Here is a 19,843-nt window from a genome sequence, read left to right on the forward strand (position 1 = left end):
CCTTGAAGCCTCATTCCTGATCGTGATGAAGCACGAGAGCAAGACTCAACAAACACTTCGGAACCCCGCGCAGCTTGAGCCGAACGGCCGTAAGGCCTCGGGTGAAACCGCCGAAAGAGCATGCAAACCCATCACGCCCAAAACCCGAGTGCTTACGCACTTCGGCTCACGGAAAGGTAGACGCAGCCTTGAAACAACCAAGCTGAAATTAGGAGCCGAACGGCCGTAAGGCCTCGGGTGAAACCGCGCGAGACTCAACAAACGTGTTCGAGCCCGTGCCGCGGAGTCTCCTCAAGACTCCGCGACGCAAACTTCTTTGCCGATTAAACCGCGGATTGAATCAATTGGGTATGGAACCAACACAGCCCCAACGATGGATTCGCGAACAGGTTTTAACCGTCGGCTCGCAATGCCTCTCTCATGAGCACCGACACGTCGGGATTCCGATACAGTGCGTTGACCATTTCGGCATAGACTTCCGTGAACCTTTGGCTTTGGGCGAGGTCACCGAAGACAGACGTGATCTTCAAGAACGACAACGGATCCTTCGATGTACCCGCTGCAGCCTCGTGCAGTTCGGCTTTCTTATCGTCAACGATATCCAGTTCTTTGCCGTGTTGGTCAACCTGGCGATCGCTGTAGTAACACCACGCCGCGATGACCAGTGCGGCAAACCGAATGCTGCCATCCTTCGCGAGATTCTCGCGAATGGTTGGGACCAAGAAGACCGGTAATTTGCTCGAACTCTCCAAACAGATTCTCGCGAGCTGATCTTTGATGTTTGGGTTTCCGAAACGCTCGATCAACGTGTCCTTGTACGCAGCCAGATCGATTCCCTCGACCGCATCGAGGACCGGCGTCGCCTCCACGTCCATGAATCGCCGCAGGTAGGTCGCGAAGAGTTCATCCGAAACACAACCATCGATGGTTTCGTGACCATAGACCGAACCGAGTAGACCGAGAACGGAGTGCCCGGCATTGAGCAACCGGAGTTTCATCTTCTCATAGGGCGTCACATCGGGAACGAACTGTGCCCCCACTTTTTCCCACTCGGGGCGTCCGTTCACAAATTGATCTTCGATCACCCATTGGCAGAACGGTTCACAGGTGACCGGCCATTCATCGGCTAGGCCAAACTCGTTCTCGAGATACTCGATATCGTCGTTGGTCGTCACCGGAGTGATACGGTCGACCATCGCATTGGGAAACGCAACGTTGGTTTCGATCCACTTTGCGAGCTCTTCATCCTGGTGACGAGCGAACTCCAAGACGACTCGCCGGGTCAGGTCGCCATTGTGTTGGATGTTGTCACACGACTGGATCGTGAACGGTGGCAGGCCTTGCTGACGTCGCTTCTGCAACGCGGCGGTCAAATAACCGAAGACCAGCTTGGGTTGTTCCGGATTTATTAGATCATGCTGCGCGTCGGGATGGTTGATGTCGAACTCGCCGGTCGCGGCATCGAGGTTGTATCCGCCTTCGGTAATTGTCAGCGAAACGATCTTGGTATCCGGGCTCGCCATGCGATCGATGACCGCGCCCGGATCGTCGATCCCCATCATGAAATCGATGAGAGATCCGATCACTCGATTCTCAATCTTGCCATCGGGGTGACGGATAATCAGCGTGTAAAGGTAGTCTTGCTTTTCGAGGACCGAGGCGATCCTACGGTCGGGTTCTCGCAACCCAATACCGCAGATCCCCCATGCTTTTGAATCGGCCTGCGAGTCACCGTCTCCCATCAGCAGATCGGTATAGTACGCCTCGTGCGAACGGTGAAATCCGCCAACGCCCACATGAATGATTCCCGTCTTCAAGTCGCTGCGTTGGTAGGTCGGCCGCGCGACATCCGGTGGCAATCGATGCAGGTTTTCCTCGTTCAGCGGGATGGTTTCTTGTTTGATATTCATGAGATTTCTACGGCTAGCTCGCGATTTGGGGATTGAGTGCTTTACGACGACGTAGGACCACGTAGGCAAAAACAAAGTAGGTAATCGTGAACACAAACGCCCAGGTGTAAAAGAGATCCCGGTTGTCCACGTATATTTCCATGTTGGGGCTCCAGAACATCACCCGTACCGCTAGGACGAGCGTGAGCGCGAGGCTGGTCCGAGAGATCACCCGGAAGACTTTTGAGAGCGTCGAATGATCTTCGATCGGCTCGCCTTCTTCCTCGGCTTGCACTCTTTGGAATTCCGCGATCGCGACGTTCATCTTGCGTTCGGCCTCTTCCTCAACCGGATACTTTTCCGCAGCCCCATAGCTCTTCGCCAACAGCGTGTAGACGACGATGGTGAACAGCCATGTAGGCAAGAAGAGATAGTAGAACGACATCACCTGCATCGCATTGAGCCCGAACCCGAATATGAGTCCTGCGATCCACGACCCGACTGCGGGCGTGCTGTGATTGAGTTTGCGGTACGTGACCCAGTAACGAGTGAAGCCGATGCGCGGGAAGACAAAGTGCTCCGCAAAGACAATCGCGCCAACCGGAACGACGAGCAAACCTGCGTACGTCAACAGCGGCAGCATTTGTCCAAACACGAACGGGAAACACGCGATCACGACCGTCGCGCAGCCCACCGTGAACGTCACCATTTTACGAGAATGATTGTGGAAGATTGCTTGAGCAGCCAAACCGGCTCGGTAGAGGTTTGCGTTAGCCGTCGTCCAACCCGCGATGATCACAATCACGTAACCCGACATGCCCAAGGCGCGGTAGGCGACGTCACCCGGATCGAGTTCGACGATCGTTGATTTCAAAAGAACCGCGGTGCCAGCGCCCATGATTCCAGAGGCGATCCACGCAACGTAGTGCCCGAACAACATGCCCGCACTCGTGCACAACCCATAGATGGAACGTTTCGCGTAACGCAGCAACGCCATGTCGATCAGGCCGAAGTGGGTGATCGTGTTGGCCGCCCAAGCAAACCCGATCACTTCCAACAGACCGATGCCTTTTTCACCCTGCGCGTTGACGCCCGTCCAAATCGAATGGTCGCCGATCGTGATAAAGTCTTGAAAACCGTCGAGCGTCGACCTGCCTAACACCGCGTCGGCGAGTGCCGGAAACAAAACCAACGCGCCACTGACAAACATGACGACGAGCCAAGGCCCGCACAATCCCGAGAACTCAGCAACGGCGTTGAAACCGTACATCGCCACCAGGACAACGATCATTCCGACGGCGAGCACGATCGCTACAAAAAGAGCGTCGGTCGGGTACCACTGCAATTGAGCGGGTATGTTGAACAACAGCCTCACCGCCGTACACGACACCGTGATCATGGCAGCGGAAATCACGGTAAAAATGAGCACGTTGGCCCAGTTGTAGAGATTCGTCATCGAGTCGCCCGCGATCTTATGCAGATACGTATAGAGACTCAGACGCGTCTGTACCGCGATCGGCGCGGTGATGAGTGTCCAACTGAGGATCGCGAGGATGTTACCTACCAGCAAGCCGATCAAGATGTCGGTAGTGGATGCCCCGAGAGCAACAAAGGTGGCACCAATCACAAATTCGGTCGCCGCAACGTGCTCGCCTGCGTAAAGCCCGACGAAGTGAGTCCAACCATGCAGTCGGTGCTCGGGGACAGGAAGTTGCTCCTGCTTCATGTTCGCAATTGCTTGCTGACTGGAATCCGCGGTCATATTAAGAATAGGTTGAGAAGGTGGACATGAAAGGGAGATCTCCCAGGATCGGAAGGTCCATTGAGTATATCTGATGCAAGATCAGCGATGGGCGGACCGGCTTGATTTGCCGCATCACTCGCGAATCAAAAGTCACTGCCCGCAAAAGAGTCACTGTCTCGATAGGGATCTCTGCCCAAGCAGGAATCGTCGAAACAGGAATCACCAAAGAGTTCTGTTAATATGATGACGTCAAGGCAACCGGGAATTGCGTGGCGAAACGTCGCAATGGAGTGACGCCACGTTCCAACGCAACGAAATGAATCGCTCGCTCTGCCCATCCCCCTCATCACACTCAGCACTTCCCAACGTCAAACACAAGACGATCCGACATCGTGACACCGTCGTGTCTAAACAGCAGCGCATCGAATGTCTAAATCCGCTGCGTCAAACAACAAAGATGACGCAAATTCGAAACAGATCCCACGACGGTTTGTCGTCAGTCTTTTCATCGACCGGGTTGCCCGTTTTAACCGTGACAAATTCGGCTCGCTTCGTATCGATGCGAAGCCGGCAACACGCCGAGTCTCGGCTACCCGTTTCATTCACTCGCGTGACGCAGAGACGGAGTAGCTGCGCCGAAGAACGGCAGGTAGACGGCGATTGGTAAATATGTCGTTTGGGATCGCAATCCCCTCTCAACAAACGAGCCCTTTTGTATTACAATAACAGCAGGCCCGGTGCGGCCGAACTCGCAAGGCCGTGTTCACACCGGTGCGCAGCCACTGTTTGAATGCCTAGCCGGTCAAGGAAACGTACGTGCCACTACTGAAACGACTTTTTGCTATTGCCTGCGTGCTCGCGATCGCTGTGAGTGTGGATGCGGCTGAGAAACCCAATATCCTTTTCATCGCTGTCGACGATCTGCGTCCTGAGTTGGGCTGCTACGGATCTCCGATCGCGGTTTCGCCCCATCTCGACGCCCTCGCCAAAGACGGCTTGCTGTTCAATCGGGCATATTGCCAGCAAGCGATTTGTCGCCCCTCGCGGGCGAGTTTGATGACCGGCGCCCGGCCCGAAACCACCGGGCTGTTTCATAACTATGTGTCACTCCGCGAGTTGCAGCCTGACATCGTCACCCTGCCTCAACATTTGATCGCCCACGGATACGAAACCGTCTACGTCGGCAAGATTTTCCATCAAGGCGACACCGACGAGGATAAATCGTGGAGTCGGGCCCCGGTGAGATCCGTTGCGGGCGTGAAAAAGTTGCGAAGCGGTTTCGCGTTGCCCGAGAATCAACGAATCCAGACGGAGGACCGCAGACGCATGATCGCCAAGTACGGCGAGGCGGCGAAACGTGGACTCGCGAGCGGCCCGGCCTATGAATGTGCGGACGTGCCCGATCACGCTTACGTCGACGGCTACAACACGTTGCTCGCGATCGAAACGTTGAAAGAATTGTCTCAGGAACCGGACAAACCCTTCTTCTTGGCGCTCGGTTTCAAGCGTCCCCATCTGAATTGGATCGCGCCGAAAAAGTACTGGGATCTGTACGATCCAACCGAGATCCCAATGGCCGAAGAACAGCAGGCTCCTGAATCGGGGGCCACCATGGGGCTGCATGCATCCTTCGAACTTCGCACCCGGGCAGGGATTCCCAAGTCGGGATCGATCGGCCCGGAATTGTCGCGAACGCTCAAACATGCCTATCTCGCCTGTGTCAGCTATGTCGACGCGCAGATCGGAAAAATGATCGCCGCACTCGAGGAAGGCGGCCTTCGCGAAAACACCATCATCGTGGTGTGGGGCGATCATGGTTGGCACCTCGGCGACATGGGGGTATGGGGCAAGGCTACCAACTACGAAATTGCAACACGTGTCCCCTTAATCGTGTGGACACCGGAAATGCAAACCCGCGGTGCGAAGACGGACGCGTTGGTGGAATTGGTCGACATCTATCCGTCGTTGTGCGAGTTGTCGCACGTTTCGATTCCGCCTCACGTGGAAGGACACAGTTTCGTGCCGTTGTTAGACGATCCCGGCCAAAAATGGAAAACCGCCGCGTTCAGTCAGTATCCCAACCCGGCACTTCGCGAATGGGCGGCCAACCCGCTCTCGCCCGCGATGCGAGAAACGTGGTTTGGTCCCTTGATCAAACAGGTAGAAAACCGGATCACCGAACAGTTTCCCGATCGTTGGGAACGCGAACTGTTTGAGAAACACCTCACCGGTTTCACCATGCGGACGGATCGCTACCGGATCGTCGTTTGGAAAGACCGCCGTGACCTCGATGCCGAACCGATCTACGTCGAATTGTTCGACCATCAGACCGATCCTCACGAAACCCAAAACATCGCTGCGGATGAACCTGACTTGGTAACGCAGTTGTTGAAACAATTCCGCGCCGGATGGGAGGCAACACTATGAATCTTCGTATCTGGATCGTTCTCTTTGCGTTCGCCGCGCAGACGCTTCCCATGCAGCGTCTGCAATCGGCAGAGATTGATTTTGAGAACGACGTGCTTCCGATTTTGGAAGACAACTGCCTGTTCTGTCATGGTGAGGATGAACAGGAATCCGGGCTGCGTTTAGACCGACGCGGTTACATGCTGCGTGGCGGGGATTCCGGTTTGGCTGCTGTGGTCCCGAACCAGCCCGAGAAAAGTTACATGATCGAGGTCATCAACCATGTCGACGAAGACATGGCGATGCCTCCCGACGAGGACAAACTCGCCGCCGAAGACATTGCAACGATCACGCAGTGGATTGCAGCGGGCGCGGTTTGGCCCGGCCAAATGGACGACGTCGTCGAAGAGGAAATCGACCACTGGGCGTTTCTTCCTCGGCAGACTGAGTTCGACCACGCGAACATTGACGAATTCTTGAACTCGCGACTGCGCGACGCCTCGCTTTCGTTCTCACCTCCCGCCGACGCACGGTCGCTGATCCGTCGTGCATCGATCGTGCTCACCGGATTGGCGCCGACTCCGAAGCGGACACACCAGTTCCAGCGCGATTTTTCGAAAGATGCCGATGCGGCTTACGAGGATCTCGTGGACGAACTGCTAGCGTCGCCGCATTTCGGTGAGCGTTGGGCACAGCACTGGCTCGACGTCATTCGGTGGGCCGAGACCAACGGCAGCGAGAGCAACCTGTATCGCAAAAACGCGTGGATGTACCGTGATTACGTGGTGCGATCTTTTAACGAAGACAAACCCTACAACGATTTTGTCCGTGATCAAATCGCGGGCGATGCTCTCGGCCAAGGCGACGCGACCGGTTTCCTGGTCTCCGGGCCGCACGTCCCCGCCGCGACGGTCGGCCAAGAACCCACCGCGATTCGACAGGCCCGAGCGGACCGGATGGATGAGATCCTGCAGACCGTTGGCGCGTCAATGATGGGTGTCACGATTGGATGCGCGCGTTGTCACAACCACAAATTCGATCCGATCTCGATTCAGGACTACTACTCGATGTCGGCGGCTTTCCAAGACGTCGAGTTTGGCAGTCGGTTTCCGGAATTATCGGCCGACCACCCTCGCATCCGCCGAGACGCGGAACTGCGAGAACGTCTCGCCGAACTGCGAAACAAGATGCGATCGAAGGGTTGGGCGTGGGTCGAAGATTGGACGGGATATGAAGAGATTCATTTCCCCCCCAAGACGATCGACGAGATGCGAATCGACTTCCATGGCCGTTGGGTGATGATGGATGAAATGGAAGTGCTCGAATCGGGAAAAGACCATCGCAATGTTCTCGCCCCTGAGTTCGGGGCAACGATTCGTGACAATCCCTCGACCCACGTGGCGAGCCAACCGACCAGCAACCTGAACAACGGTGTCTTTGGAACAAAAGGCTGGCGAGGTGTTAGTAAAAAGGGGAACAAGGAAAAACCATGGCTCGAGTTGAGCTTTCCCGAAACGGTCACGGTGGAAACGATTCGAATGAGCTCGAACCGTGAGGATTTCCTGGAGACGGACTATCTCGAAGGAATCAACAAATCAAAAATACGGTGATTTCACAATCGAACTGCGTGATAATTCCGGGCAATGGAGTCCGTTTGCTTCCACGGCAGCGATGAGAAAGAAATCGACCGACAACAGCGAACGCCAAGCGTTGCAGACCGAGATCCAGGAGATCATCGCGGCATTGCTGGTCGAAGGTCCGCAGCCTGCGTTTTTGGCTCAGTTCATTGAACCGGTCGAAACGTTTGTTCTCGCCCGAGGCAGCCCGGAGAGTCCCCGCGATTTGGTTCATGCGGCGGCCCCCCAAAGACTCAGCGGCGAACTCGGGATTGAACCGGATCGCCCCGGACCGGAGCGTCGCAAAGCGTTCGCGGATTGGTTGGTTTCGCCCGACAACCCGCTGACGGCCCGGGTGATGGCGAACCGGATTTGGCATCATCTCTTCGGTTCAGGCATTGTCGCCACCCCGAGCGATTTCGGCCGCGCGGGAGCGACTCCAACGCATCCGCAATTACTCGATTGGTTGACCGGCCAATTTATCGAATCGGGATGGTCCACAAAGAGCATGATCCGGATGATCGTTTTGTCGAAAGCATTTCGCCAATCCAGTGCCCCCAACGATGAAGGATTGGCCAAAGACGCCGGTGCTCAGTTGCTGTGGCGTTTCCCGCCGCGACGTGTCGAAGCGGAGGTGATCCGTGACAGTGTTCTGCAGGCATCCGGACGTCTCGACCGGACGATCGGGGGTCCGAGCTATCGGATTCACAACGTCAAGAAACGCTACGCCCAGTGGGAAGTCGTCAACAACTATGGCGATCAAACGTGGCGGAGAATGCTTTACCAGGAACGAATGCGGCGCGTGGATGATCGCATCTTTACCGCATTCGACTTTCCCGATTGTGGACAAATTCGTGCCAAACGTCCTGTTTCCACAACGCCGCTGCAAGCACTCAATTTGATGAACAGTGACTTCGTCGTCCGGCAGTCGGAATTGTTGGCCGAGCGAGCACGATCGGAACGCGGCCGATCGCTCGAGGATCAAGTCACTCGGTGTTTCGAATTGCTTTTATGTCGCCAACCCACCACAGACGAACTCGACGCGTCGATGGCGGTCGCGACCACTCAAAGCCTCGAACTGCTATGCAGAACGCTGATTAATACGAATGAATTTGCGTTCTTGCCGTGACCTGCCCGCCACCACTTTCCCCGCTAACCAATCGTCGTTCCCTGACGCCCCTTGAAAGAGTCTGATGAACCCTGAAAAACTCTCGCCTGTCGGCCGCTCGCTGCTCAATCGTCGATCGTTCTTCGGGCAATCCGGAATGTCGCTCGGCGCGATCGCGTTGTCTCAGTTGCTCGCCAAAGACAACCTACTGGCATCAAATTCGGGTACCGGACCGATTCGTCCCAACATCGACGATGAGAATCCTTACGCGCCGCGGTCACCGCATTTCGAAATGCCCGCCAAGCAGGTGTTGGTGATCTATTGCCCGGGCGCGGTCAGCCACGTCGATACCTTCGACTACAAACCAGACCTATACAAACTGCACGGACAAAAGCCGCCTGGAATCCCCGCGGTAACGTTCGAGGGGCCGACCGGGAATATCGCCAAACCGTTCTGGCAATTCCGTCCGCGCGGTGAGACCGGCAAAATGGTCTCGGACCTGCTGCCCAATCTTGCATCCATGGTGGACGATTTCTGCTTCATGCATTCACTGACCACGCAGACGAGCGCTCACCCGCAGGGCGAGAACTTCATCAACACCGGCTTCACGATGGAAGGCTTTCCTTCGTTTGGTGCCTGGGTGACCTATGCACTCGGATGCGAAACGGATGAACTGCCGGCTTTCGTTGCGATCAATGACCCTCGCGGATTAGCCCGTAGCGGCAAGAACAATTTTGGCAGCGGTTTTCTCCCCGCCGCGTTCCAAGGAACGGACTTCACCGCGGCCAACCCGCCGGCGAACCTCGGACGTCCCAACGCATACACATCCGACGCCGACCGGGCGAGTGTCTCGTTGCTGCAACGGCTCAACGCGAAACACCTGCAACAGTTCCCTGGCGACGCTGATCTCGCGGCCCGCATCGCCAGTTACGAACTCGCCGGGCGAATGCAAACGTCGGTCCCGGACGTCATGGACATTGCGAATGAACCCGAGAGCGTGCACCGAGCCTACGGCACCGATACGGGGACCGAGTTGAAGAAAGCGTACGCGAACAATTGCATCCTCGCTCGACGGTTGCTCGAAAAGGGCGTTCGCGTCGTGCAGTTGTTCAACGGAAGCGACCCTGCCGGTGGAAATGGCATCACGAACTGGGACTCACACAGTAACATCGAGCGAACGCACGCGATGCAAGCCGAGATCATGGACCAACCGACCGCGGCATTGATCGCCGACCTGAAACAACGCGGCATGTTGGAACACACACTCGTGGTATGGTGCACCGAGTTCGGACGAATGCCATTCCTCCAAGCCAACGGGACCGGTCGAGATCACAACCCGGACGCGTTCACGTGCTTCCTCGCAGGAGCGGGCGTCAAGAAAGGATTCAGTTACGGAGAGAGTGACGAGTTTGGGTTTAAATCGGCGGTCAACGAAACGACCGTTTACGACTTCAACGCGACACTGTTGCACCTGATGGGACTCGATCACGAGCGTTTGACGTACTACCACAACGGTCTCGAACGTCGGCTGACGAACGTGCATGGCCATGTCGTCAAAGACGTTCTCGCGTAGGCTGCGAGCGTTTCTGAGAATCGACGTATCCGACATATCCAACGTCGCCAGACTTCAGTGGACTGAATTCTAGCGAATCCAGCCACGGGAATCGCACACGTCCAAACGCTTTCGTAACGGGGCTATTTCTTATTTGGACGTTTGGCTTTCTTCTTGTAGCGTTTCATCCATTCTTGGGTAGCCATCAACTCGCCGCTCTCGAGCCGCTTCCACAATTCCGGCTCATTATCACGCACGCCGTCGCGGGCGAGTTCACCGGCGAGGCCGATCTCTGGTTCGCGTTGATGAAGATCCGCCAACCCAAAGTCTTCGTTCGCGGAAGTCCATTCGGATTCGCGAGTTCGCAACTCTGCCAGCACCGCGGCGTACTCCGGATCAGTGGCGAGATTGTGCATCTCGTCGGGATCACGACTCAGGTCAAAAAGTTCCTCGGCGGGCTTTTGGTCCGCGAAGAACGTCAGCTCAGCCGGACTGAGTTTGCCTTCTCGAGCGAGCCTCCGCATCACGTGAACAGCCGGACGGTTCAGGTCTAAGTACGCTTGGTGTGCGTCCCACGGAACGTCAGGCATGTGGTTTTGAATGTACTTGAATCGCTTCGTCGTGATACTTCGCGAGCACTCATCGATTTCATCCCAAATGTCTCTCGCGGATCGAACGTACTCTCGATAGTTCGGAGCATCCACGCCAATGAAGGGACTCGCGGTCATGTACTGAGGAAGATCCACCCCCGCCAAATGCAAGACACTCGCTGAAATGTCCGTGGTGCAAACGAGTTCATCCACCACGTTTCCTTCCGAAACGATCCCAGGCCCCCAAACGATCATGGGAACATGGATACCAGACTCGTGAAGATAACCTTTTCCTCGCAAGTTACACCGCCCATTGTCGGCAATGAAAATGACGACGGTGTTCTTGTCGAGGCCTTGATCTTTAAGGGACTGCATTAACGTGCCGACTTCGTTATCCATGTACTCGACGGTATCGAGATAGGTGGCCCAGTCGTAACGTATCTCGGGTGTGTCGGCAAAAAAGGGAGGCAGAACAACGTGATCGCAATCCACCGGATCATCCGATTGCCGGCGAACATCATTCCACCAATCGCCACGGTGGGTGACCTTCAGTTGAATTTGACTGAAGAAGGGTTGGTCCGCGGCGGTGAAGTCGGCTTTCTTGTCAAACAGACCGAAGTTCTCAACGCCGTCGTACGGCCCTGTTTCATCAGTTCGGAAGTTGCAATCGATCTTGGTACCGCCCGCCATCACTGTGCTGTGACCGAGCAAGCATGTGTAGCCCGATTGCCGCAGAAACGAGGTAATTGGTTTGTAAGGCGACCGGAGCGGGACGTCGCGGTTACTGCGATGGTGTTGGCTGTTGGTGCGTGTTTGATCCACCCCCACCATCATCGCCGAACGATTCGGAGAACAGATCGGATTGGAGCAGTACGCGTGGGTGTAAAGCGTTCCTTCTGTCGCCAACCGATTGAGATGCGGCGTCTGCACTCCAGCAGTTCCATAACACTCGAGATCCAGTCCCATGTCTTCGGCCATCAGCCAAATGATATTTGGCCGGTTTGACTTCGCTTGTGTTTCCGGTTGAGGTGCGCAGCACTCGGGATGATTATCGTTCTTGGTGACCGGGCGTAAGACGATGTTTCGATATTGGACGGACGTGTGATCACCTTGCAGATAAATCGGTCCGGGTTTTGATTCATCTGCGTCCAAGGCGCCATTGGTGCATCCGGCAATCGGTTCGTTGTCGATCACTTTTTCGCCATTGAGCACCACGGTCAGATGGCGATCAACCAGGGTGATGTCGTAGTTCTGCCACTGACCTCCCGGTTTCCCCGCATTCAATTTGGGATTGATGCGATTAAACAGTGAGCCAACCCCAATGATGCCCTGCATTCTGCTGTCGCGGTCGACGACTTGCACTTCGTAACGTCCACGAAGGTAGATTCCGCTATTGCCGCCTGGCGGGACATTGAAGTCGAGCGTCAGGTTGAAGTCTTCGAATTCCTCTTCCGTTCTCAGGTTGCCGTAACGAGCGAATGGATTGAACGATGTTTTCGGCGTCTCGTTCACCATGACGCCGTCGACGACTTTCCAACGGTTCTCTTGTGCCGAATTGGTCAGCTCCCATCCCGTCAAATCCTTTCCGTTGAACAAAACGATCGGCTCCCCGAAGGTCACACGTTTGAGGTCGGGTTTCGGCGGAAGTGCAGCGAGTCTCGTCCCGGTATAGCTGAGCGTCGGACCATCGGGATTACTTTTTGAAGGCTGGACAACCACCGACAACTGGTTTTCATGAATCGTCGCGAGATGCAGTCGTGGTTCTTTCTTTCCCGTTGGTGGGCCGCCCGGGTATTCCGGTTCGCCAAACGCACGTTGATGGCGGTACTGAAGCGTTGAGTCAACAACGTCGACATCGGTGAGCTTCTTCGGGGCACCCACCGTCCACAATTCACCGCTCAACTCGCCGGCGTCTTTTTGCAACGACATCCATCCCGCTGCACCATCGGGAAACCGAATCGCCCAGTTTCCGACGAACCGATCGATTGCTTGATCCAAAGGAGTCGCATCACTGCCACCGATTGCTTCCGAGTCGACGGAGCCTTCCAAGTTAAGCAGTTCGATTTTACGAAACTCAGTCGGGTGGCTCTCCGATTGAATCGAGATCGTCCCCCGATCGAGCATCAATTGGTCGTCAACGATCAGCGCCGCCGCTTCCGGATCACGAGGATCGTATTGTGGATTGGAGTACTCGAGGACCGTTCTGCCCTTAAGCCGGTGACGTACAATTTCATTCCCACGAACTTCGATCTCGGCGGTAACCCACTGGTCACCATGGTAGGTATCGGAGTTGCTGCTAGTGCAGTGTGGTTTGAAAAGCGAACCGTTTAAAACGACGTTGGTCCCCGGGGTGCAGAGGTTCAAGTTTGTGCGAGCGTCGGTGCCATTTCCACCGAGCAATTGCACCTCGATCGAAACCGGAAACTTCTGGTTAAGCGTCATCAAACGTGGGTCTTGCCCGTGTAGCATCAGCCCGTTGTTTCGGTATGCCCATCCCGGCCCGCCTGCGATTTGCTCTCCAACGAACCGATACTCAATTCTTAAGAGGTAGTGTGAGAACGTGTCCTTGTAGAAGAGGTGACCGAATTTGTCGAACTGATTCGGCTTCCCACTATCAATGCTGGTCGAATCGCTCTTTTGGTAGTCTTCGTACGTCACGACGAGCAAACCGTCCCGCACCCGGAAGGTGTCGGCATAGTTCACGCCGAGTTCATGCCCTCGGATTTTTGGGGTCCAACCGGAAAGATCTTTCCCGTTGAATAACGTAATCCAGTCTTCTTGGTTCTTCTTAGCGTCCTCTGATTGGTCATCTGCAACAGCGCAAACACTTGCGTGGACGCACAGCAGCACAACGAATGTTCGGACAAAACGAGAGAAATTCGGATGGCAAAGCAATTTCAAGACCACTCATTGAAAGGATCGGCGGACGGTGTCAATTGTCAGTTTACAGCGAACGCCGAAACGACGGGCGAATCGAAAAACAATCAGTTCTTCCGTTTCCCTTTCCCCTTCTTTGGATTCGCTTTAGGGTTCTTCGCGTTGTCGACAACCGGTTCGGTCACGATGTCTTCCGCGAACTGAAACCCACGAGCCTCAACGCCTTGGACATTTACGTCATAGTTGGCATCGTTGAGCACCGCCGCGATTGCGGGCCCAACAAACGGTGTCGCGTAGCCGATCCCCTCGGGGATCTCCAACGTGCTGAGTAATTCCGGCGGCATGTAGCGGAGGTGCTTTTGCTTCAACTGAGCCTCTTCACCAAAGGTAGCATCGACATTCTTCACGAACGAACCTTTCGCAAATGTGCCCGGCTTGAGCCCGGGGGTCGAATATTTCTTCGACACAAATCCACCTTCGATACGCACAGCAAAACCGCAACCGACGCTCTTCACTCCGGTGATTTGAACGACACCGTTGGTCATCGCGTGGGGAGAAATCATCACGGCCGAGTTTCCGTTAATGCACTCAATATTCTCTGCCACGATGTTGGCAAGGCCTCCGAACTGTGCGTCATTCATTTTGGCTAAACCAGTTTCGAGCCGAAGCGTTGCACCTCCAATTCCTGAAAGGTTCTTGAAGAATACATCCTTTGCGGCTTGAGCCTGGATGACTCCATACCCATAGTGAGCATTTCCAACACTGATATTTTCAATGGTGCCCTTTGTCGGGACCGACTTCTGATCCGATTCCAATCCCATCGCGTTGAAATTTACGCACGACAATGCTGTCTTGGCATCCTCGCAGTGAAAGTTGCCGATATAGAAGTTGTTGACATTACCGGTTGCGACCACCTGCAATCCCTTCGCGTACTCAAAGAACTTCGCAGTGAATCGTCCGCCGAGACCGCGAACGCTGACGTTTTCAACAGGCTCGTCGTCTTTGCCCATCGAAAACAGAGTTGTGTTTTTGACTTTATTCCCGACAAAGGGAATCAAGGTGGCTTCGTGATCGATCCCGATGTGCACGTTCGATTTCAAGTGAACGTTTGCGATCTGATACGTCCCCGCAGGCATGGTCAACATACCGCCACCGGCGGAGCTTAGTTCATCGATCGCCTTTTGCAGGTCAGCGGAAACGTCTCGTGATCCGTCGGTGGGAACGCCGAAGTCTTTTTGCAAGTCTTTGACAAGACTTCTGTTTTCACAGGAAGGATCGTAGAAATCGTTCGCAGATACCTCGGGTACCAACGTCAACTGCGTAGCCAAAAGCAACGTGAGTAGAACGAACTGAAACGGGACAAGCGTGGTGCGTTGCATGAGGTAACTCCGTTGACGCTGTGATAAGAAAAACAGGAAAAGCGTGTGCCGGCTACTGAGCAGTCAGCGGCGAGGCGAGTTCAATGTCAATGAACCGGAACATTCCCAAAGGAATCGGAATGGTGACTGAGTCAGGATCCGACAGATCGAACTCGGTGTCGAACAGGACGTCGCGAATTTGGGTCGGACGAGCGGCGTGAAAGTGAATCACGGCCTTCCGATTTTTCGGGTTGATATAACCGCTGTCGATCAGGGTCAGACGCAAATGAGTCGGCGACGTCTGGGCCGCGACCCAGGCAACCTCGCCCGACACGCTCAGAGGCAACTGCTTCACCGCGCGGCGGATATCGGCGGCAACCGTCGTGGCATATTGATCGGCGGCGTAGGTTTGCTGGCCATCGGCAGAGAGATAATGATGACCATCGGTGTGATGTTCGACCATAATGTTTCGATAGATCGGATGCAGGTTGTCGACGAGACGTCCACGCGGAGCATCGGGATCGGAATCGGGGCCGCTTTGTGGTGGCGTGATCAGGACCAACCCGTTCTCGTACGGAGGCAGGAAGTTCAAACGTCGGTCGTTCACGCCGGCCGCATATCGAGAGAAGTCCCACTCGGTCACCGGGGCACCCGGCCAACTCCCGTTGAGTCTACTGAACACCATTCGACGTTGAGATTCCCGTTGGGGATCAAAAAACGTACACCATTTCACGTTGCTGCTCTCGATCATGTACTCATGGTCGGGTTCATGCATACTGAGATGAACCGGGCTATAGCTGACAATCTCATCACGTTTGGGAACGTAAAGAACTCCTTTGGCGATCAGTTCCCACAGCAGGCTCATGTACTCCTGATCGACGGGAAAATTATCGATGTACTGGGCCCCGGAAGAGATGTGGTACACCATCATCCGCAAAAAATGATTCGGTAGCATCTGATGAGAATGCTGTCTCGCTCGGTCAAAACTGGTGTTGTCCCGTGCACAGCGACTGCCCCAACTGTTCGTCGCACCGCTTGCCCAAATCCCCGATCGACTGGCAAGGCTCAACTCCATCGACTTGTCCGTCGTCTCTTCCATCGCGGGAACAAAGACGTCTGCAAATTCGCCTGACAGCAAACGGTTCCACATGGGCAGATAGACATTGCCTTGCCAAAAGCAGTGTTTGGTGCGCACATAAATTTGAGTGTTGCGATCCTGAGCGAATTGAGCCAGCGGGTAAAAATGGTCTTTGAGAACGAAGTCAAAGTCATCGCTATGGTCTTCGAGTTCAGGATAGATCAAAACCGTTTTTCTACCGTCGGCCGCATCGATCACCTCCTTCAACGTATCGAGGGTGAACATGTAGGGATCGTTTCCATGACCTGCCCAGTACGCCGCACCATTCTCGGTTTGATAGACGCTCTGTAGCGCGTCGACCGCTTGCTTATGCGTTAGCGTGTAACGGCGGCGTCGGTCACGCTTGTTCTGATACTTCTCGTTCGCGAGGGAAGAGCGGTCCCAATCTTCGGCTACTCCGAAATGCTGATGATCGAGAAAGACCGGACTCGAGGAGCTTTGCTGAATCTGCTCCACAATCGACTCGACCGAATCGTTAATCGATTCGGACATCAGATAGACCGGCAGCGGTGGTCGTTCCCACTCGGGACGCGAAAACGTATGGACCTTTTCGCGAACCACGTCGGATGCTTTGAGAATGGCAGCGATCTTGCCCGGCGGTTGTAGCTCCGCAATCTCCTTCTTCCAGGTGTTGTCGGCCAAGTCGATAATGTGAACACTACTGCCGCCGCTCTGTGCACTCGCGAGGATCGCTCGCTGATTCGGACCATCCATCCAAACGTCGTTGAATGAATAACGACACGAATGAACCTCACACTCTGCCGCGGTCAGATCGGGCGGAACGAGAAGGATCTGTCGCCCACAAACGATAAAATACTTGAATTGCGAATCGTTCGTCAAAACGGACGGCTGCACGACACGGTAACCAAATCCGTCAACGCGTTTCTTTAACGATCGGAACTTGAACGAGTCTTGCCGTTCGGAGGCGACGTTGATCCTCGACATGGAGGAGTCGTTTCCATGAGCCGACGTTCCGAGAAGGATATCATTGCCATCAACTGCTACCGTGAGGTCACCAATTCCCTTGCCCGCGGTGATCGGGATCGTGCGGTGCGGTTGATCGGCGAGGGGCTCGAACAGGTACACGGCTCCTTTGTCTTGCATTCCGTTCATGGTGCCGTGAACGACAAGGAACTCCGAACCGTCCGATCGCTTTGCCTTCCGCAGGAAGTTTGCGATGTGCAGCCCTTTGGGCGGACTGGGTTTGAAGGGATCGTTCCCCCAAGGCTTGGCGATCGAGTATCCACTCGATGGAAGAACCTTGATTTGCTCTCCGGTAGCGGACAGGTAGTAGATGTTGTTATCAAAACCGCCGCAAACGACGTAGGAAACGCCTGCTTTCTCGAGAACGCAGACGGCGTACATCGGCGCGTCATTCACTTTGAATTGCCATAACAGCTCGCCTGACGAACTGACGCAGTACACGCTTCCGTCGGCATTAGCGGCAAGGATCTCGTCGCGTTGGTCACCGGTGATGTCTTCGCACCAAACGTCGTGATTCATGGTGCCGGAGAGGTCACGCTTCCATAACGGCTGACCAGCGTCGCTCAGGGCGATAAGGTCGCCTTCGTAAGTGCTGCCGACAATGATTGTTTTGTCATCATGCCGAGCAACGCGAACTTTCGTCAACGTGTGACCGGTATCGATGCTGGTGAACCCCGCACCGGCAGACGGCACCGACATCAGGGTCGCCGCAGCGCAGGCGACGAGAAGTAAACACGGAGTGATTCGATACATGGTGCGCCGGCGTTCGTCGCCAATTGAGAGTGCCACGGTTGTCGCGAGTGCTAACGGGATCGTGCTTCCTGCATCAAGCTGCCGATCTCCTGGACGACTTCCGGATGCGAATCCGCCACATCGTTGGTCTCTCCGACATCGTTGGTAAGGTTGTAGAGTTCGATCGGGGCGTCAGGGTTCTGCTTGAGGTTGTATCGCACCGCTTTCCAATCGCCACGCCGCATCGCTTCCCGACCACCTTTGGCAGGAAAGTCCCAGTAGAGATAGGCGTGCTGCTCTTGGTTGGATCGATTCAGCAGCGTCGGCACGATCGAGATACCATCGGTATCACGTTGGAGCGATACTCCGGCGAGCTCGGCCATTGTAGGCATGAAGTCCCAGAACGCGCACACGTGATCGGACTGCGAGCCTGCGGCAATTTGATCCGGCCAGACCGCGATCATTGGGACACGAACGCCGCCCTCGTATAGATCACGTTTGACTCCTTTCATGACTGCATTGGAATCAAAGTACTTTGGGTCGTGACCGCCTTCTTCATGCGGACCGTTGTCCGAACTGAACACAACGAGAGTGTTGTCGGCGATTCCGAGATCGTCGAGTTCAGCCATCACTTCGCCGACATAGTCATCCAGGACGGCGACCATGGCTGCGAACGCTGCGTGGCCTTCAGGCTGGGGCAGGTAGTAGTCGCCGGGGTAATCGAATTCAGGTAGGAACTTCCCACGGTATCGGCCCATGTATTCATCGGGTGCGATCATGTCGGCGTGCGGTTGGATCGCGGCGTAGTAACAAAAGAACGGTTGGTCTTTGTTTTCTCGAATGAACTCGATCGCCTTGTCGTGAATGAGGTCGGGGGCGTAGTCGCGACTGTGCGACGCCACGTTTCCCCAAAGAAGTTCGCGTTTGTCGTCATTCCACAGGAACGCGGGGTAATAACAATGGGCAATGCGTTGGCAGTTGTAACCGTAGAAGCGATCAAATCCCATTTTGAGCGGGGCGCTCGCAGATCCCGGATAGCCGAGGCCCCACTTGCCAAACACGCCCGTCTTGTAGCCGGCTGATTGCAACAGATGCCCGATCGTGAAGGTGTCCGCCGGCATCGGCATTTGCCCCTCAGGAGCATGTTCCGCATTCCCTTTGACCGGTGTGTGTCCGGTATGAAGCCCGGTCATGAGCGAACACCGGGACGGGGCGCAGACCGCACTGCCAGAGTAGTGCTGGGTAAAACGCATGCCACGCTCGGCGAGTGCGTCAATATTTGGCGTCTGAAACTTCGTCTGTCCGTAACAACTCAAATCACCGTAGCCGAGGTCGTCGGCGAGTATAAAAATGATGTTCGGCGGGCGACCGGACTGAGCGGAGGCAGGCTTCGCGAGAACACTGGCAACGAGAACAATGGCAAACAGGCAAACCAATAAATGTTTCATCATGATGTTTCTTCGAGTATTGGCATCTCCGCCGGCGACCGTTGCATCGCGAACACGCCCATGGGGTCCGGAACAACGGGCAGATTTTTCGGCTGCTGGTCAAATCTTGATCACCCTGCGACAAAGACGAATGGCGTCTGCGTTCTTGCGAGACGCCGACTCAGAGAACGCGGCGCACGATCGCGACGATCACTCGGGATTCTGATCCTCTTCCGCCGCTTTGGCTTCCATTTTGGCCGCCTCTTTCGCCATCAAATCACGGAGTTCATCTCTCTCGGTAGGGGACGGGACGGATGGCTGTGATTCGCCGCATCCGACGAACGAGGCACCAAGACAAATTGCAAGCACAAGGATGCAGGACTTCATTGAACTACCTAGATGGGGAAATGAATGAAAGGAAT

12 protein-coding genes are annotated in these 19,843 nt (G+C 55.2%); 5 read left to right on the top strand and 7 right to left on the bottom strand.

Features of this window, described 5'->3' with window-relative positions; translation table 11 throughout:
• Positions 1 to 229 (top strand): hypothetical protein (locus RSSM_RS34630; RefSeq protein WP_044302043.1); only part of this gene is annotated, 229 nt, incomplete at its 5' end.
• A gap of 163 nt (positions 230 to 392) precedes the next feature.
• On the opposite strand, the gene RSSM_RS09685 is transcribed toward RSSM_RS34630, so the two are convergent.
• Both RSSM_RS09685 and RSSM_RS09690 read right to left on the bottom strand, forming a co-directional pair.
• Entirely contained in the window at positions 393 to 1,910 is a 1,518-nt protein-coding gene (locus RSSM_RS09685; RefSeq protein ID WP_008677296.1) for a mannitol dehydrogenase family protein, read from the bottom strand.
• Between the two features lie 13 nt (positions 1,911 to 1,923).
• Positions 1,924 to 3,651 carry a purine-cytosine permease family protein gene (locus RSSM_RS09690; protein ID WP_008677298.1) on the bottom strand — a complete coding sequence of 576 codons (1,728 nt, stop codon included), beginning with the start codon at positions 3,649 to 3,651 and terminating at the stop codon, positions 1,924 to 1,926.
• 807 nt (positions 3,652 to 4,458) lie between these two features.
• Between RSSM_RS09690 and RSSM_RS09695 the strand changes: the two genes are divergently transcribed.
• The 4 genes from RSSM_RS09695 to RSSM_RS09705 all read left to right on the top strand — a co-directional run bounded on the left by RSSM_RS09695 (position 4,459) and on the right by RSSM_RS09705 (position 10,336).
• Positions 4,459 to 6,060 carry a sulfatase gene (locus RSSM_RS09695; protein ID WP_144059695.1) on the top strand — a complete coding sequence of 534 codons (1,602 nt, stop codon included), beginning with the start codon at positions 4,459 to 4,461 and terminating at the stop codon, positions 6,058 to 6,060.
• Positions 6,057 to 7,649 carry a DUF1549 domain-containing protein gene (locus RSSM_RS34635; protein WP_008677304.1) on the top strand — a complete coding sequence of 531 codons (1,593 nt, stop codon included), beginning with the start codon at positions 6,057 to 6,059 and terminating at the stop codon, positions 7,647 to 7,649. The genes RSSM_RS09695 and RSSM_RS34635 overlap by 4 nt, the downstream gene beginning before the upstream one ends.
• A 61-nt stretch (positions 7,650 to 7,710) precedes the next feature.
• A complete protein-coding gene (locus tag RSSM_RS34640) occupies positions 7,711 to 8,784 on the top strand; it encodes a DUF1553 domain-containing protein (RefSeq protein ID WP_008677306.1) in 1,074 nt (357 codons plus the stop codon).
• A 64-nt stretch (positions 8,785 to 8,848) separates the two neighbouring features.
• Positions 8,849 to 10,336, top strand: a complete 1,488-nt coding sequence (locus RSSM_RS09705) for a DUF1501 domain-containing protein (protein WP_008677308.1) — start codon at positions 8,849 to 8,851, stop codon at positions 10,334 to 10,336.
• 122 nt (positions 10,337 to 10,458) lie between these two features.
• Here the strand turns inward: RSSM_RS09705 and RSSM_RS09710 are convergent, their stop codons facing one another.
• The 5 genes from RSSM_RS09710 to RSSM_RS34105 all read right to left on the bottom strand — a co-directional run bounded on the left by RSSM_RS09710 (position 10,459) and on the right by RSSM_RS34105 (position 19,808).
• Positions 10,459 to 13,812, bottom strand: coding sequence for a family 16 glycoside hydrolase (locus tag RSSM_RS09710; RefSeq protein ID WP_008677310.1), 3,354 nt, complete (start codon positions 13,810 to 13,812; stop codon positions 10,459 to 10,461).
• Between the two features lie 77 nt (positions 13,813 to 13,889).
• Positions 13,890 to 15,161, bottom strand: a complete 1,272-nt coding sequence (locus tag RSSM_RS09715) for an Iota-carrageenase A2 (protein WP_008677313.1) — start codon at positions 15,159 to 15,161, stop codon at positions 13,890 to 13,892.
• Between the two features lie 52 nt (positions 15,162 to 15,213).
• Positions 15,214 to 18,015, bottom strand: a complete 2,802-nt coding sequence (locus RSSM_RS09720; RefSeq protein WP_008677316.1) for a PQQ-binding-like beta-propeller repeat protein — start codon at positions 18,013 to 18,015, stop codon at positions 15,214 to 15,216.
• A gap of 50 nt (positions 18,016 to 18,065) precedes the next feature.
• Positions 18,066 to 19,445: an arylsulfatase gene (locus RSSM_RS09725; protein WP_008677319.1), complete on the bottom strand. Its 1,380-nt coding sequence runs from the start codon at positions 19,443 to 19,445 to the stop codon at positions 18,066 to 18,068.
• Positions 19,446 to 19,631: 186 nt separating this feature from the next.
• Positions 19,632 to 19,808, bottom strand: coding sequence for a hypothetical protein (locus tag RSSM_RS34105; protein ID WP_173403145.1), 177 nt, complete (start codon positions 19,806 to 19,808; stop codon positions 19,632 to 19,634).
• Between the last annotated feature and the right edge of the window lie 35 nt (positions 19,809 to 19,843).

This window comes from Aporhodopirellula sallentina SM41 (assembly GCF_000346505.1).
In the GTDB taxonomy this organism is placed as follows: domain Bacteria; phylum Planctomycetota; class Planctomycetia; order Pirellulales; family Pirellulaceae; genus Rhodopirellula; species Rhodopirellula sallentina.